The sequence below is a fragment of the Snodgrassella alvi genome, assembly GCF_002777855.1.
GTDB lineage: Bacteria > Pseudomonadota > Gammaproteobacteria > Burkholderiales > Neisseriaceae > Snodgrassella > Snodgrassella alvi_E.
Genome location: NZ_MEIK01000040.1, coordinates 70,988 through 84,427, shown reverse-complemented (window position 1 = coordinate 84,427; position 13,440 = coordinate 70,988). Strand labels below are relative to the sequence as shown.

Here is a 13,440-nt window from a genome sequence, read left to right as displayed (position 1 = left end):
TTCTATTCTATTTAATCTTTTTATGTTTCAGCAAACCATTACTGATCTTGTATCAACAAGCCTCCTATTTGTTATCTGATGATGGAAAACGCTATGCCACAACATCCTTATCGCCGTTTACGTCCCGCACGCCATGAATTACCGGAAGTGGGTATATCCGAATCAGGTAATATACGCTCTCTGCATTTAGGTACACCCACCATACAAAGTTCAATGAATGTGGATTATCCTGCTGAGCTCGTATTGTCTTATAGCCGTGCCATGATGGCGTGGCTATTGTTTGTAGATGAATTGCCACAGCATATTACTCAGATTGGTCTTGGTGGGGGTTCGTTTGCACGTTGGATAGATGCGTATCTGCCTGAAACTCGACAGACAGCAGTAGACATTAATCCACAAGTGATCAGCATTGCACGCAGTATGTTTGAGCTGCCGTATGAAGGCAATCATTTTGAGATTATTGAGGATGATGGTGCGGAATACGTCAAAGTATTGCGCGGCAATACTGATATTATCCTAGTAGATGGCTTCGATGGTGAGCAGATTATCGATAGTTTGGTTGCCGAACCATTTTTCGCAGATTGTCGGCAGGCACTGAGTGAAAACGGTATATTTGTCACCAACTGGTGGCAGGGGGACAAGCGTTTTCATACTTTCGTGCGTCGCTTACGTGAAGTGTTCGAAAACCGAGTGCTAATGGTACCGGCAGAAACCCATGGCAATATTGCTGTACTTGCTTTTCAGCAGCCACCTTCCATGCGTGAGTGGAGCAAATTAAAAAAACGTGCTCAACAGCGGGCAGACCGTTTTAATCTTGCCTTACCCGCCATGCTGGCAGCGATTAAAGCACAACAGGAAAACCCCAGCCAGCCACTAACATTTAATGATGAATAACCCACACTGGCACACTTATACAAATAGCCAGCGTGAACAGGCAGATTAAAGGAAAAGATGTGAGTTTTTATGCCAAACATTTGTTTGTCTGCACCAACCGGCGCGACAATCCTTGTCGCCAAAGCTGTGGCGATGATAACGTTGGTGCCGATGCAGTAGATTACCTGAAAGGCCACGCCAAAGCCATGGGACTGATGGGTGTGGGCAAACTGCGCATCAGTAGTGCTGGATGTCTTGGCCGCTGTGATGAAGGGCCAGTCATGGTATTGTATCCACAAGGGCGGTGGTATACCTATGTGGATGAAACTGATTTGCAGGAAATTCTGGATGAAGAACTGGCCAACGACCGTGTTGTTACCCGTTTATTATTAGATAAACCCGAAAGTAGTGAGTAAAGCAGATGCTGAAGCAACAACCCAATATCTGGATTAATGGGCCGGTTGGCAGACTGGAAACCATTTATTTGCCGGCACAAGGTACAGCACGGGGTGTAGCGGTAATTAATCATCCCAATCCGTTGCAGGGCGGATTAAATACCAACAAAGTTGTGCAAACTGCTGCCAAAGCACTAACCACACTGGGTTTTCATTGTTATCTGCCCAATCTGCGCGGCGTAGGCAATAGCGATGGCGAGCACGATTATGGTCGTGGCGAAGTAGCAGACTGTTTAGCTGTAGTGGATTTTGCACGTACACAGCATCCCGAGGCGACTAAACTGGTATTATCAGGTTTCTCTTTTGGCGGCTATGTGGCCTTATTCAGTGCCCTGACTGCCCGCCCAGATGCCTTACTGCTGATGGGTCCTGCAATCGGGATGTATACAGTTGATGTACCAGATGCCTATAATTCGGCCACAACCTTGCTGATTCATGGTGAGAAAGACGAAGTGGTGCCGTTGCAGAATAGTATGAACTGGGCTGAAGCACAGAATTTACCGGTAGTGGTCATACCCGGTTCCGGCCACTTTTTCCACGGTAAACTGATTGTATTGCGCCAATGGATTGAGCGGTTGTTTCCAGCCGTTTTAGCTGAATAATTATTTCTAATTGCTATTAAAAGTGTAATGTATACTATTACATCCTAATTTATGCAATGTTAATAGGAAATAAAATTTTTTTATAATTATAAATTCAGCTCAGGCGGATAATGCTTTCTTTTAAAATAAATTAAAATATAAACTAATCAGTTTTGATAGTACGCATAAAAAAGGCATAATCAAATTTATGCCTTTTATACTTTTATCTGCAAATCTTTTTAGAAGCACTTAAACTGCCATCTTTGCAAACAAATTTGCCTTTTGAACAATGCGAGATGCCGCCCTTTTTCCCAGAGCAGGGTTGGCGACCTCGTGCCGCTTCTGCACTACTGAACGTACCTATCATAAATGCAGAAATCGAAAGTATAGCTAGCCATTTTTTCATTATTTCTCCTTACATTATTAGTAAAAATGTAAATTTATTATATGTATAAATAATATCTATACACAATATTTTTATAGTAAACGATATAAATATTTAATTTTTAGTAGTATATACGACACAGATTTTATATGTTGACCGCTTTCAAGCAGAGAAGTACAAGTAACCATGCTTAAAGTAGAAGAGAATAAATAAAGCAGTGTTTGTCATCAATGATAATTATCTAAAATAAATAAATGATTGTTTAAACATACCATTAAAAAGATTCAGCAAATTTGCACGGCCAATTGTTAATTTGCCAAATAGAATTGAGAGGGTTCAGTTTGAGAAATTTGAGATATTCAAACTTGAAGAATAATATAAAACATTTATCTAAACTTTTTAATATTAATTTTGCTTAGTATGATGTGGTTTGGTTATCGGATAGAACGATAAAATCAATGTCACATAGTATAGTATAGAAAGTATTTTATGCCTCAATGTTGGATATATCTGGCTTTAATTATTTAGAGTATTGAGAAATGTACAAAAAAGATTAAACCAATCAGCAAATTTCTGAATCAGATTGATGAAAATATGTTATTAAATAAGAAACCATTTTAGTTAACATCTAAAAATTCTTTTATATATTTTAGAATAATGGTGTGAATATTTTTTCTGCTAACGCCATATCCATCTTTGCAAATAATTTTATTCTTTTCAGGCAAAATACTGAAAGCATCTTTTTTACATTCTTGTATGAAACTGAAATGCATGGCATCTTTAAGCAGAATATATCTGGTTACAGGCAAATTTTCAGCCAGATAACCTGATTCCATTTCAACGGGTAGGTCACCAATATTGATTTCAGCACCGATAATTAATGTAGGGATGGTTAAACTCTTCAGACTTGATTTAGTCAGCCCTCGAGCAAATCCCGTATCTAGTGTAATAATCTTTTTCACTCTTAGGTCATACAGATGGTTGAACGCTGATTGCTTATCTGATCTTATCCCTAACGCTTCACTTAGTTCACATTCGTGCTGAGCCTTAGTTATACGACAGTCCTCAAGAAACTGTGCAACGTTAAAATTAGCACCGCCAGCGACCATCACTGTCCAACCACCTAAAGAGTGTCCCAGTAATGAGATATTATTGTTGTCTACTTTTCCGGCAAAATCAGGATTTTCTTGCAAAAAGGTAATAGTACGTTGTAAATCGATTGGTCTTTGCCATAATTGTGCAGCTTGTTTCGGGGTTTTACTATATTTAGACATGTCTGGATGATCAATCAAAGCAACAATATATCCTAGTTTGGCAAGATTTGAAGCTATCCAGCTTAAGTTGCGCCAATTACCACCATATCCATGGGATATCACTAATAAAGGATATGTATTGTTTATAGGTTTGGCATTTTCTATTGCATAAAAACCTGAAAATACCGAACTATCAGCAAATAAAATTGGCTTTGAATCAGAATTAGTAGGATAGATTACAAAGATGTTTATTTCTCTTCTTTTATCGATATCTGATAAAGTTAAAGTTTTAAATCCTAGATTATTGGCATTGCTCAGAGATGATAGTAACAATAATATGATTAATGCTATTACTCTAAACATAATAGTGAATCTGTTTAATAGACTTAAAATAAAAGCCATCAACTACATTTATGTAGTAAATAGCTTTAGCTCAATTAAAAATAATTTAATTTTTTAAGGATATGTTTGATATAAACTTTTAGCTTATCTGTGTCTGATGTTCATCATTCTGACGACTACGTATCACACCTATCTCGTAAACCGTTTCGCCTTGCTGCTGTAAAAATTGTTGTACCGCAGCAGCATCAGCAGCATTCACTACCAATACCATGCCGATGCCGCAGTTGAATGTACGGTACATTTCCTGGCTGTTTACTTGTCCGGCCTGTTGCAACCATAGAAATAGTTTAGGCAGTGGCCACGACTGGGCATCGATGGCGGCAACGGTATTATCTGGCAGTATGCGCGGTACATTTTCACTGATGCCACCGCCGGTGATGTGTGCCATACCTTTGATGGTAAACTGTTTCAACGCTGCAAGAATAGGTTTGACGTATAAGCGGGTAGGTGCAATGATCGCTTGCCTCAGGGTTTGGCCGTCTGCAAACGGGGCGTCCAGCTCTGGACGAGCGCGTTCAATGATTTTGCGTACCAGCGAGTAACCATTAGAATGGATGCCATTGGAGGCCAGCCCCAGCACAATATCACCAGCAGCAATACTGCGTCCATTGATAACCTGTTCTTTTTCCACCACTCCTACAGCAAATCCTGCTAGATCATACTCACCATCGGGATACATACCCGGCATTTCGGCAGTTTCTCCACCAATCAAGGCACAGCCAGATTGTTCACAACCAGAAGCAATACCTTTAATTACTGCGGCTGCTCGTTCTACATCCAGTTTGCCGCAGGCGAAATAATCCAGAAAAAACAGAGGTTCTGCACCCTGTACCAAAATATCGTTCACGCTCATTGCAACCAGATCGATGCCAACAGTGTCGTGCTGATCCCATTCGAAAGCCAGTTTTAGCTTGGTACCGACGCCATCAGTTCCAGAAACCAGTACTGGCTGACGGTATTTCTTGCTGATTTCCACCAAAGCGCCAAAGCCGCCCAAATCACCCAATACTTCAGGACGCATGGTGCGTTTGGCAAAAGGTTTAATTTTTTCGACCAGCGAATCGCCAGCATCAATATCAACACCGGCATCGCGATAACTCAGGGACTGGCTCATTAGTGCGCTTCCTTAGGGCAAAGTACAAAGCTGATTAAGAGAAAACAGACAAAAATCGTGTAATTTTAACATTTTTCAACTTTTGCCGCTGTTTAAATTAGCCGACTGAATAATGGACTGAATCTGCAATAAGGTTTGGTATTTTTTATTTTTACTGAGTGTTAATTCGACGTAGGGTGGATGGCAATAGGCTAAATCTGAGTATGTTTTTTTGATGGCAAATGTATATGATTTTAATGTATTTGCCATGGTCGGAATGATAAATGTGAAGAAGTACTGAATGAGCTAAGAAAAAGGCCGAATCAACAGATTCGGCCTTAGTATTAAACTGCTTCAAGCAGTTAATGTGTTGTGTATACTGCTTAGGCTTTGCGAGCCGGCAGTTTTTCACGAATGCGGGCAGCTTTACCGGTTAAGCCACGCAGGTAATACAGTTTGGCACGGCGTACATCACCACGGCGTTTAACTTCGATTTTTTCAACGGCTGGAGAGTATAACTGGAATGTACGTTCCACACCTTCACCGCTGGAGATTTTACGTACGATGAAGTTGCTGTTCAGGCCACGGTTGCGACGAGCAATCACAATGCCTTCATAGGCTTGCAGACGGGTACGGCTACCTTCGGTAACGCGTACAGAAACAACCACGGTATCACCTGGCGCGAAGGCCGGGATTTCTTTATTCAAACGAGCGATTTCTTCCTGCTCTAATTGTTGAATCAAGTTCATATTAAGCTTCCTAATTATAATGGGATGTCCCGTTCCTCTTGTCTGATATTTTGCAAGAGTCTGGATTCCTCTGGGGTTAATACACGGCCGGCCAGTAAATCTGGTCGACGTGTCCAAGTGCGCCTAAGCGCCTGTGTTAATCGCCATTGGGCGATTAATGCATGATTGCCACTGCGTAATACGTCGGGAACGGTCTGTTGACGAAATTCAACCGGACGCGTGTAGTGCGGACAATCAAGTAAACCAGTGGCAAATGAATCTTCTGCTGCTGAGCGTGCATCACCTAATGTGCCCGGTAGTAGTCGGATAACAGCGTCCATTAACATCATGGCTGGTAATTCTCCACCGGATACCACAAAGTCGCCAATGCTGATTTCGGTCACATCGTTGCTGGTGAGAATACGTTCATCAATGCCTTCGTATCGGCCACACAGCACAATCAGTGCCGATTCATCGGCCAGACTGGCTGCTTGTGTGTGACTCAGAGGTTTGCCCTGTGGGCTCATATAAATCAGCCGTCCTTCAGGGCTGGTCTTTCGAGCCATATCAATGGCGGCCTGTAAAGGCGGCGCCATCATAATCATGCCCGGGCCACCGCCGTAAGGGCGGTCATCAATATAGCCCAGTGGATTATCTGCAAACTGCCGCGGATTGATTGTAGCAAACTGCCAGATACCTTGCTGTAATGCACGTCCGGTAACGCCGCTGTCTGTAAGAGCAGTAAACATTTCCGGAAACAGGGTAATGGCCTGAATGTACATCAGTAGTCGCTGCCCCAGTCTACGCAAATCTGCTGTTGTGGCAGGTTTACTTCATCGATGTATTGTGCGACAAAAGGAATCAGTTTGCGGCCGAAATCGCCGTCTACTACCAGTACGTCATGTGCACCGGTTTGCATTAATGAACTGACAGTACCAAGGTTTTCCTGTGTACGGTTAAATACGGTTAGGCCTATTAGGTCTGTCCAGTAATACTCATCTTCTTCGGTTTCTGCAAAGCTGGCACGGTCTATTTCAATGGTGAAGCCGCGCAGTAAGGCTGCGCTGTCACGATCGTTGATACCGTCAAACCGTACTTGTAATTCATCACTGCTGATTTTGCTTTCGGCAATGCTTACGGTTTTGGTTTGGCCATCTTTGCTCAGCTGCCATTGCGGATAGTCAAGCAGGCTGTCGGTATATTCGGTATCGGAATGGACTTTTACCCAGCCCTTTACGCCAAATACACCTTTAATATAGCCCATTGCTACCCATTGTGGCTGTGTACTGTTCATTTGCTTTACTGCTGAATTAGGCCGCAGCCTTCTGTTCTTTAACCAGTTTGGCTACAGCTTCGCTCAGCTGCGCGCCTTGACCAATCCAGTGGTTCAGACGGTCTGTACTTAGACGTACACGTTCCTGTTTTTCATTGGCAACAGGGTTGTAAAAACCAACGCGCTCGATAAAGCGGCCATCACGACGGTTGTGAGAGTCAGCTACGACGATGTTATAGAAAGGACGGTGTTTAGAACCACCGCGGGCCAAACGGATAACTACCATAGTGTATTCCTTAGTGAAAAAATCGAAGTAATTTTATTCTGCCAATACAACAGAAAATCGCTAATTTTAGTAGGTAAAACCCAGTCTTGGCAAGCTGTTAATGTATATTTGTTGTAGATATACCGTTGTGGATTTGTGTATTGCAGGAGATTTATTTTTTTGGCATTCTGATTGGTATTATTTGATTAAGCTATTGCTGTTTATGGTTAAATTTTTTCTAAATGCGATGTTTGTGGTCTATGGTAAAGCTTGAGATATGGTTTTGTATTTTTGATAATAATTTATAAAATCATATATTTATGTGTGATTTTTGTGGCTGTGTTTACAGCTTTTTAATTTTTAGGGCTGCATTGCTTCATTTCTTCGCGTATCATAGCTGCCACGTGTTTTTGCGGATATCTTAACAATGAAACAGATTTTTTTGGATTTTGAACAACCTATAGCCGAATTGGTACAGAAAATTGATGAGCTTCGCTTTGTGCAGGATGAATCGGCTGTGGATATTTCCGAAGAAATCGCGCGCCTAAAAAAGAAAAGCGATGATTTAACCAAGAATCTTTTTGCCAAGCTGTCGCCGGTACAGATTTCGCAGGTATCACGCCATGCGCAGCGTCCTTATACTTTAGATTATATTGAGGCGCTGTGTACTGACTTTGAAGAGCTGCACGGTGACCGTGCTTTTGCTGATGATGCTGCAATAGTGGGCGGTCTGGCGCGCTTCAATGGAGAAAGTGTTATGGTAATCGGCCATCAGAAAGGCCGTGATACTAAGGAAAAAATTCGCCGCAATTTCGGCATGCCTAAACCGGAAGGTTATCGTAAGGCATTGCGGTTAATGAAGCTGGCGGAAAAATTCAAGATCCCCTTGCTGACATTTATCGATACCCCTGGTGCTTATCCGGGTATAGGTGCGGAAGAACGTGGCCAATCTGAAGCAATCGGACGCAATCTATATGAGCTGGCACGACTAAAGGTGCCGGTAATTTGTACGATTATTGGCGAGGGTGGCTCTGGTGGTGCGCTGGCTATAGCTGTAGGCGATTATGTAAATATGCTTCAATTTTCTACCTATTCTGTGATCTCACCGGAGGGCTGTGCTTCAATTCTGTGGAAAACTGCGGAAAAAGCACCGGAAGCAGCACAGGCACTTGGCATTACTGCCAAACGCCTGCTTGAGCTGAAATTGATTGATAAGGTGATTGAAGAGCCTTTGGGTGGGGCGCATCGCAATTATCCGGAAATTATGCAACGGGTGAAAGCGGTACTGACTAGCCAGTTAGAAGAGACCAAAGGCAAGCAGTTGTCGAGTTTACTTACCCGTCGCTTTGACCGCCTGATGCATTATGGTCAGTTCAACGCTAAATAATTTATGTGTCCGCTTATGTGACAATATTGCACAACAATGGTCAGCCTCTGTGGCTGACCGTTGTATTTTGACTGTTGGCCTTAGTGGCGGTCTGGATTCTGTGGTATTGCTGCATGCGCTGACTCAGTTGCGTAATGTGCTGCCATTGCAGTTGTCTGCCATTCATGTGCATCATGGCTTGAGTAGCCATGCTGATGAGTGGGCTGCTTTTTGTCAGAAGGTCTGCGCAACTTGGTCTGTTCCACTAACGCTGGTTAAGGTAACGGTCAGTGCCAGCGGAGAGGGTGTGGAAGCTGCGGCTCGTAAGGCGCGTTATCAGGCTTATGCAGAAAGTGGAGCGGAAGTGGTGGTGCTGGCACATCATCGTGATGACCAGATTGAAACTTTTTTTCTAGGTGCACTGCGTGGCGGCGGTCTGCGCTCTCTGGCTGCGATGCCGGACGTGCGGGCATTAACAGAGCACACTATTCTATGGCGGCCACTGTTGCCTTTTTCGCGCGAGCAGCTGAAGAATTATGCTGAAGCGATGCAGCTTGAGCATATAGAAGACGACAGTAACCGCAACTGCATCTATCTGCGCAACTGGCTACGTCTGGATGGTTTGCCATACTGGCGTGCCCATTTGCCATATATGGATAATCAAGTTGAAGCTGCTGTTAGTCGTTTGCAGGATGAGCTGGCGTTGCTGGATGAGGTGGCTGAAGCTGATTGGGTACTGTTGCATGCACAGCAACAGGGTTTTGATATTTCGTTGTGGCAAACACTCAGCGCAGCACGGCGCCGGCAGCAATTGCGTCTTTTTGCTCAGAAAAATGGTCTGGGCATGTCTACTTCAGCTTCACTGACAGAATTTGCAAGACAGTTGATGGAAAGCAAAAATGGTGCACAATGGTCTTTACCATACGCTTGTGTAATCTATTATGATTTCAAGTTGTGGATAGATAAAAAGCATGCATCAGCTCAATGGCCTTGGTTTGATTTGCTGCCGGTAAGCAGCATGCAACTGATGAAGGCTGGTTATTTAGAATGGAGATGTCATAATTTTGGTTTGGTGGAAATTGCTGACGAATGGACAGTTCGTCAGGTCGATGTTCAGGATACAATTGTTTTAAAAGGAGGTAGAAAAAAGGTTAAAAAATTATTACAGGAACGGAAAATTCCTCCTTTTATGCGTGCTGTCTGGCCAGTATTGTGTGATGCCGATAATCATTGTATTGCTGTGATTAATGTGGCTGTTGCCGCTAACGTAGGTGTTGCTAATGGCTGGATGCCTTTGATGCAGGATTTGCCTATTAGGCTTTAAGTTGGAAAAATAATAATTCAGCTACGCAGACTCAGCTGTCGATTGATGCAATAACAATAAAATTAGAGGATAACTATATGCATGAAAACCGTACCCCACAGGTGGAAGAACAGGTGTTGGTGCGTAAGGCTCAGCAGGGTGATGCGCAGATTTTCAGTTTGCTGGTGAGCAAATATCAGCGTCGATTAAAGCATTTTCTGCGTCGTTTTACTCATGACGATCAGATTACGTTGGATGTGGTACAGGAAACCTTTCTCAAAGCCTACAAAGCGTTACCTCAGTTTCGGGCTAGTAGTCAGTTTTATACTTGGTTATGCTGTATTGGGATGAATACGGCTAAGTCTATGATTGCTGTATATGGACGCGAACCGCAAATGATTACTGAAATAGTGGATGAGAATGGGGAAGAAGTTGATGTTCTCGAACATTTGTCCGACTATCAGACACCTGAAAAACAATTATTAAACCGTGAGTTGATTGATGTGCTGGGCGAAGCAATTGATCAGTTGCCACCTAATTTGCGTCAACCGATTATTCTTTTCGAAATCAATGATTTGTCATATGAAGAAATTGCTCAGATAATGGGCTGTCCGATTGGTACTGTGCGCTCACGAATTGCAAGGGCTCGGGAACTATTATCTGCTGAAGTTGAAAGCAGATTTGAACATGATTGACAGGGACACAGAATATTTGTGGCAATGTGTAAGGTAATCTGTTTGCAGTATCCTGTATCCATCAACTGGTTGGTAAAATTCTGCTGGGGATACTCGAGTTAATAATGTATAGAAACAACAAGCAGATTATTTACCAGAAAATACGGTTGTTGTTGGATGGAGAAATGCATTCTTAATTCTTGCATGCGCGTATGGTATGGGTCTGCTAAATCAATTTTAATCTTGTGACGTCAGAATTATTTTCTGAATATCTTATGATATTCCGACCGGTAATATTTTGTCTGCAGTGGGGTGCCTGACTCTGGTAAGTGCAGGAATATTCTGTCAATTTTACTAAGTATTTGTAAGAATTAGGAAAATAATTACTCCATTCACTCTTGAATTGTGGCCTCCTAGCCTTACTTTATTTATCGAAATGAATTTTACGTCCCGCTATATATGCGGGTTTGTATTAACCAACTTTGAGGTGCTTTGCGCACCAAAGATGTGGAGAAGATAATATGACTATTCGTCCTTTGAATGACCGTGTTGTGGTAAAACGTTTGGAAGCTGAAGAAAAAACAGCTTCTGGTATTGTATTACCAGGTTCTGCTGCTGAAAAACCTGATATGGGTGAAGTAATTGCAGTTGGTAACGGTAAACTGCTGAAAAACGGCGACCGTCTGAAAGTGGATGTGAAAGTTGGCGATAAAGTGATTTTCGGTAAATACAGCGGTCAAACTGTTAAAGTTGACGGTGAAGAATTGCTGGTAATGCGCGAAGAAGATATTTTCGGTATTGTTGAATAATTGTTTATCCAGAAATTCTATTTTATTTGTATTTGCGTAATTGATTATTAAAGATTAGGAGTTTCAAATGGCAGCAAAAGATGTGAAATTCTCTGACGAAGCTCGTCAGAAAATGGTTGCTGGTGTCAATGTTCTGGCTGAAGCAGTAAAAGTAACTCTTGGCCCTAAAGGCCGCAATGTATTGCTGGATCGTGCTTTTGGCGGCCCGCACATCACCAAAGATGGTGTGTCTGTTGCAAAAGAAGTGGAACTGAAAGACAAATTCGAAAACATGGGTGCACAGCTGGTTAAGGAAGTAGCTTCCAAAACCAACGATGTAGCCGGTGATGGTACCACTACTGCTACTGTGCTGGCTCAGGCAATCGTCACTGAAGGTATGAAATACGTGACTGCCGGCATGAATCCGATGGATCTGAAACGCGGTATTGATAAAGCGGTTGAAGCAGTAATTGCTGAGCTGAAAACTATTTCCAAACCTGTACCGGAAAAATCTAAAGAGATTTCTCAGGTAGCTTCTATTTCTGCTAATGCTGATGAATCCATTGGTGAAATCATTGCTAAAGCCATGAATGAAGTAGGCAAAGAAGGCGTGATTACTGTTGAAGACGGTAAATCTCTGGAAAATGAAGTTGAAGTGGTTAAAGGTATGCAGTTTGACCGTGGCTACTTGTCTCCTTACTTCGTAACTGATGTAGAAAAACAGATTGCCGGTCTGGATAGCCCATACATTTTGTTGTTTGATAAAAAAATCTCCAATATCCGTGATTTGTTGCCAGTGCTGGAACAGGTTGCTAAAACCAGCCGTCCGTTGCTGATTATTGCTGAAGATGTTGAAGGTGAAGCTCTGGCTACACTGGTGGTGAACAACATTCGTGGTATTCTGAAAACCGTTGCTGTTAAAGCGCCGGGCTTCGGTGACCGTCGTAAAGCCATGTTGCAGGATATTGCTATCCTGACCGGTGGTACCGTGATTGCTGAAGAAGTGGGTCTGTCTTTGGAAAAAGCCACTCTGGAAGATTTGGGTCAGGCTAAACGTGTAGAAGTGGGTAAAGAAAACACCACTGTGATTGATGGATTGGGTGACAAGGCTGCTGTTGAAGCCCGTGTTGCTGAAATCCGCAAACAGATTGAAACCGCTACCAGCGACTACGACAAAGAAAAATTGCAAGAGCGTGTGGCTAAACTAGCCGGCGGTGTAGCTGTGATTAAAGTAGGTGCTGCCACAGAAGTAGAAATGAAAGAGAAAAAAGACCGTGTAGATGATGCACTGCATGCTACTCGTGCTGCTGTGGAAGAAGGTGTGGTAGCCGGTGGTGGTGTAGCTCTACTACGCGCCCGTGCAGCCATTAAAGATCTGAAAGGTGCCAATGCTGATCAGGAAGCTGGTGTGAAAATCGTGCTGAAAGCAGTTGAAGCGCCGTTGCGTCAGATTGTGGCCAATGCTGGTGATGAACCAAGCGTTGTGGTGAACAATGTATTGAATGGTTCTGGTAACTATGGTTACAACGCTGGTACCGGTGAATACGGCGATATGCTGGAAATGGGTGTGTTGGATCCTGCTAAAGTAACCCGCACTGCCTTGCAGCATGCTGCTTCTATTGCTGGCCTGATGCTGACTACTGATTGCATGATTACCGAATTGCCGGAAGACAAACCTGCTGCTCCAGATATGGGTGGCATGGGCGGTATGGGTGGCATGGGCGGCATGATGTAATGTAGCCTAGGCCGCGCGTAAGTAAACACGCTAAGCTTGTTATTTTAACTATTAAAAATGAGCACTAATTACTTTAGTGCTCATTTTTTTATGTCGATTCAAATTGAAAAGAGATCTATATTTTAAGATTTTTAAAAAATTGGAATTAATATCTTTGATTGTCGTCTACATAGGAAAACCATTAAAGAGGGCTAGGTAAATTGATAATTTGTATGCCATTAATAGTAATTCAAAATATAAATCTGAAATATATAACTATACAACCA

15 protein-coding genes are annotated in these 13,440 nt (G+C 42.7%); 8 read left to right on the top strand and 7 right to left on the bottom strand.

Annotated elements, in window-relative coordinates; translation table 11 throughout:
* Positions 1-93 precede the first annotated feature (93 nt).
* Genes BHC43_RS09325 through BHC43_RS09315 form a run of 3 tightly spaced genes read left to right on the top strand, consistent with a single transcriptional unit; the run spans position 94 to position 1,930 of the window.
* Positions 94-894, top strand: coding sequence for a polyamine aminopropyltransferase (locus BHC43_RS09325; RefSeq protein WP_100157225.1), 801 nt, complete (start codon positions 94-96; stop codon positions 892-894).
* 59 nt (positions 895-953) lie between these two features.
* Entirely contained in the window at positions 954-1,289 is a 336-nt protein-coding gene (locus BHC43_RS09320; protein ID WP_100157224.1) for a (2Fe-2S) ferredoxin domain-containing protein, read from the top strand.
* 5 nt (positions 1,290-1,294) lie between these two features.
* Complete coding sequence (locus BHC43_RS09315; protein ID WP_100151690.1) at positions 1,295-1,930, top strand: alpha/beta hydrolase; 636 nt, start codon at positions 1,295-1,297, stop codon at positions 1,928-1,930.
* A 202-nt stretch (positions 1,931-2,132) separates the two neighbouring features.
* On the opposite strand, the gene BHC43_RS09310 is transcribed toward BHC43_RS09315, so the two are convergent.
* The 7 genes from BHC43_RS09310 to rpsP form a co-directional block, all read right to left on the bottom strand.
* Positions 2,133-2,315, bottom strand: a complete 183-nt coding sequence (locus tag BHC43_RS09310; protein ID WP_100151689.1) for a hypothetical protein — start codon at positions 2,313-2,315, stop codon at positions 2,133-2,135.
* 596 nt (positions 2,316-2,911) lie between these two features.
* The gene (locus BHC43_RS09305) at positions 2,912-3,910 is read right to left on the bottom strand and encodes an alpha/beta hydrolase family protein (RefSeq protein ID WP_100157223.1); all 999 of its coding nucleotides are present in this window, start codon (positions 3,908-3,910) and stop codon (positions 2,912-2,914) included.
* Positions 3,911-4,028: 118 nt separating this feature from the next.
* Complete coding sequence (gene purM, locus BHC43_RS09300) at positions 4,029-5,063, bottom strand: phosphoribosylformylglycinamidine cyclo-ligase (RefSeq protein ID WP_100157222.1); 1,035 nt, start codon at positions 5,061-5,063, stop codon at positions 4,029-4,031.
* Between the two features lie 362 nt (positions 5,064-5,425).
* Complete coding sequence (gene rplS, locus BHC43_RS09295; protein ID WP_025331156.1) at positions 5,426-5,791, bottom strand: 50S ribosomal protein L19; 366 nt, start codon at positions 5,789-5,791, stop codon at positions 5,426-5,428.
* Between the two features lie 14 nt (positions 5,792-5,805).
* Complete coding sequence (gene trmD, locus BHC43_RS09290) at positions 5,806-6,552, bottom strand: tRNA (guanosine(37)-N1)-methyltransferase TrmD (RefSeq protein ID WP_100151686.1); 747 nt, start codon at positions 6,550-6,552, stop codon at positions 5,806-5,808.
* On the bottom strand, positions 6,552-7,064 hold the full coding sequence (gene rimM / locus BHC43_RS09285; RefSeq protein WP_100157221.1) for a ribosome maturation factor RimM: 513 nt from the start codon (positions 7,062-7,064) through the stop codon (positions 6,552-6,554). The genes trmD and rimM overlap by 1 nt, the downstream gene beginning before the upstream one ends.
* Positions 7,065-7,080: 16 nt before the next feature.
* Positions 7,081-7,329, bottom strand: coding sequence for a 30S ribosomal protein S16 (gene rpsP, locus BHC43_RS09280; RefSeq protein WP_100140313.1), 249 nt, complete (start codon positions 7,327-7,329; stop codon positions 7,081-7,083).
* Between the two features lie 406 nt (positions 7,330-7,735).
* On the opposite strand from rpsP, the gene BHC43_RS09275 reads away from it, so the two are divergent.
* From BHC43_RS09275 to groL, 5 genes are all read left to right on the top strand, one after another.
* Entirely contained in the window at positions 7,736-8,695 is a 960-nt protein-coding gene (locus BHC43_RS09275; protein ID WP_100157220.1) for an acetyl-CoA carboxylase carboxyltransferase subunit alpha, read from the top strand.
* Positions 8,673-9,998 carry a tRNA lysidine(34) synthetase TilS gene (gene tilS, locus BHC43_RS09270; RefSeq protein WP_100157219.1) on the top strand — a complete coding sequence of 442 codons (1,326 nt, stop codon included), beginning with the start codon at positions 8,673-8,675 and terminating at the stop codon, positions 9,996-9,998. Before BHC43_RS09275 ends, tilS begins: the two co-directional genes overlap by 23 nt.
* Before the next feature lie 77 nt (positions 9,999-10,075).
* Positions 10,076-10,672: a sigma-70 family RNA polymerase sigma factor gene (locus tag BHC43_RS09265; RefSeq protein ID WP_100140310.1), complete on the top strand. Its 597-nt coding sequence runs from the start codon at positions 10,076-10,078 to the stop codon at positions 10,670-10,672.
* A 500-nt stretch (positions 10,673-11,172) separates the two neighbouring features.
* Positions 11,173-11,460, top strand: a complete 288-nt coding sequence (gene groES, locus BHC43_RS09260) for a co-chaperone GroES (RefSeq protein ID WP_100140309.1) — start codon at positions 11,173-11,175, stop codon at positions 11,458-11,460.
* 67 nt (positions 11,461-11,527) lie between these two features.
* Positions 11,528-13,174 (top strand): chaperonin GroEL, encoded by a 1,647-nt coding sequence (gene groL / locus BHC43_RS09255; protein WP_100140308.1) that lies wholly within the window; start codon positions 11,528-11,530, stop codon positions 13,172-13,174.
* The last annotated feature ends 266 nt before the right edge of the window (positions 13,175-13,440 follow it).

Excerpts from the sequence above, each read along its gene's own strand:
- BHC43_RS09325 (WP_100157225.1), top strand. The coding sequence starts at position 94 with ATGCCACAACATCCTTATCGCCGTTTACGTCCCGCACGCCATGAATTA.
- BHC43_RS09315 (WP_100151690.1), top strand. The coding sequence starts at position 1,295 with ATGCTGAAGCAACAACCCAATATCTGGATTAATGGGCCGGTTGGCAGA.
- BHC43_RS09310 (WP_100151689.1), bottom strand. The coding sequence starts at position 2,315 with ATGAAAAAATGGCTAGCTATACTTTCGATTTCTGCATTTATGATAGGT.
- BHC43_RS09305 (WP_100157223.1), bottom strand. The coding sequence starts at position 3,910 with ATGTTTAGAGTAATAGCATTAATCATATTATTGTTACTATCATCTCTG.
- purM (WP_100157222.1), bottom strand. The coding sequence starts at position 5,063 with ATGAGCCAGTCCCTGAGTTATCGCGATGCCGGTGTTGATATTGATGCT.
- rplS (WP_025331156.1), bottom strand. The coding sequence starts at position 5,791 with ATGAACTTGATTCAACAATTAGAGCAGGAAGAAATCGCTCGTTTGAAT.
- trmD (WP_100151686.1), bottom strand. The coding sequence starts at position 6,552 with ATGTACATTCAGGCCATTACCCTGTTTCCGGAAATGTTTACTGCTCTT.
- rimM (WP_100157221.1), bottom strand. The coding sequence starts at position 7,064 with ATGAACAGTACACAGCCACAATGGGTAGCAATGGGCTATATTAAAGGT.
- rpsP (WP_100140313.1), bottom strand. The coding sequence starts at position 7,329 with ATGGTAGTTATCCGTTTGGCCCGCGGTGGTTCTAAACACCGTCCTTTC.
- BHC43_RS09275 (WP_100157220.1), top strand. The coding sequence starts at position 7,736 with ATGAAACAGATTTTTTTGGATTTTGAACAACCTATAGCCGAATTGGTA.
- tilS (WP_100157219.1), top strand. The coding sequence starts at position 8,673 with ATGGTCAGTTCAACGCTAAATAATTTATGTGTCCGCTTATGTGACAAT.
- BHC43_RS09265 (WP_100140310.1), top strand. The coding sequence starts at position 10,076 with ATGCATGAAAACCGTACCCCACAGGTGGAAGAACAGGTGTTGGTGCGT.
- groES (WP_100140309.1), top strand. The coding sequence starts at position 11,173 with ATGACTATTCGTCCTTTGAATGACCGTGTTGTGGTAAAACGTTTGGAA.
- groL (WP_100140308.1), top strand. The coding sequence starts at position 11,528 with ATGGCAGCAAAAGATGTGAAATTCTCTGACGAAGCTCGTCAGAAAATG.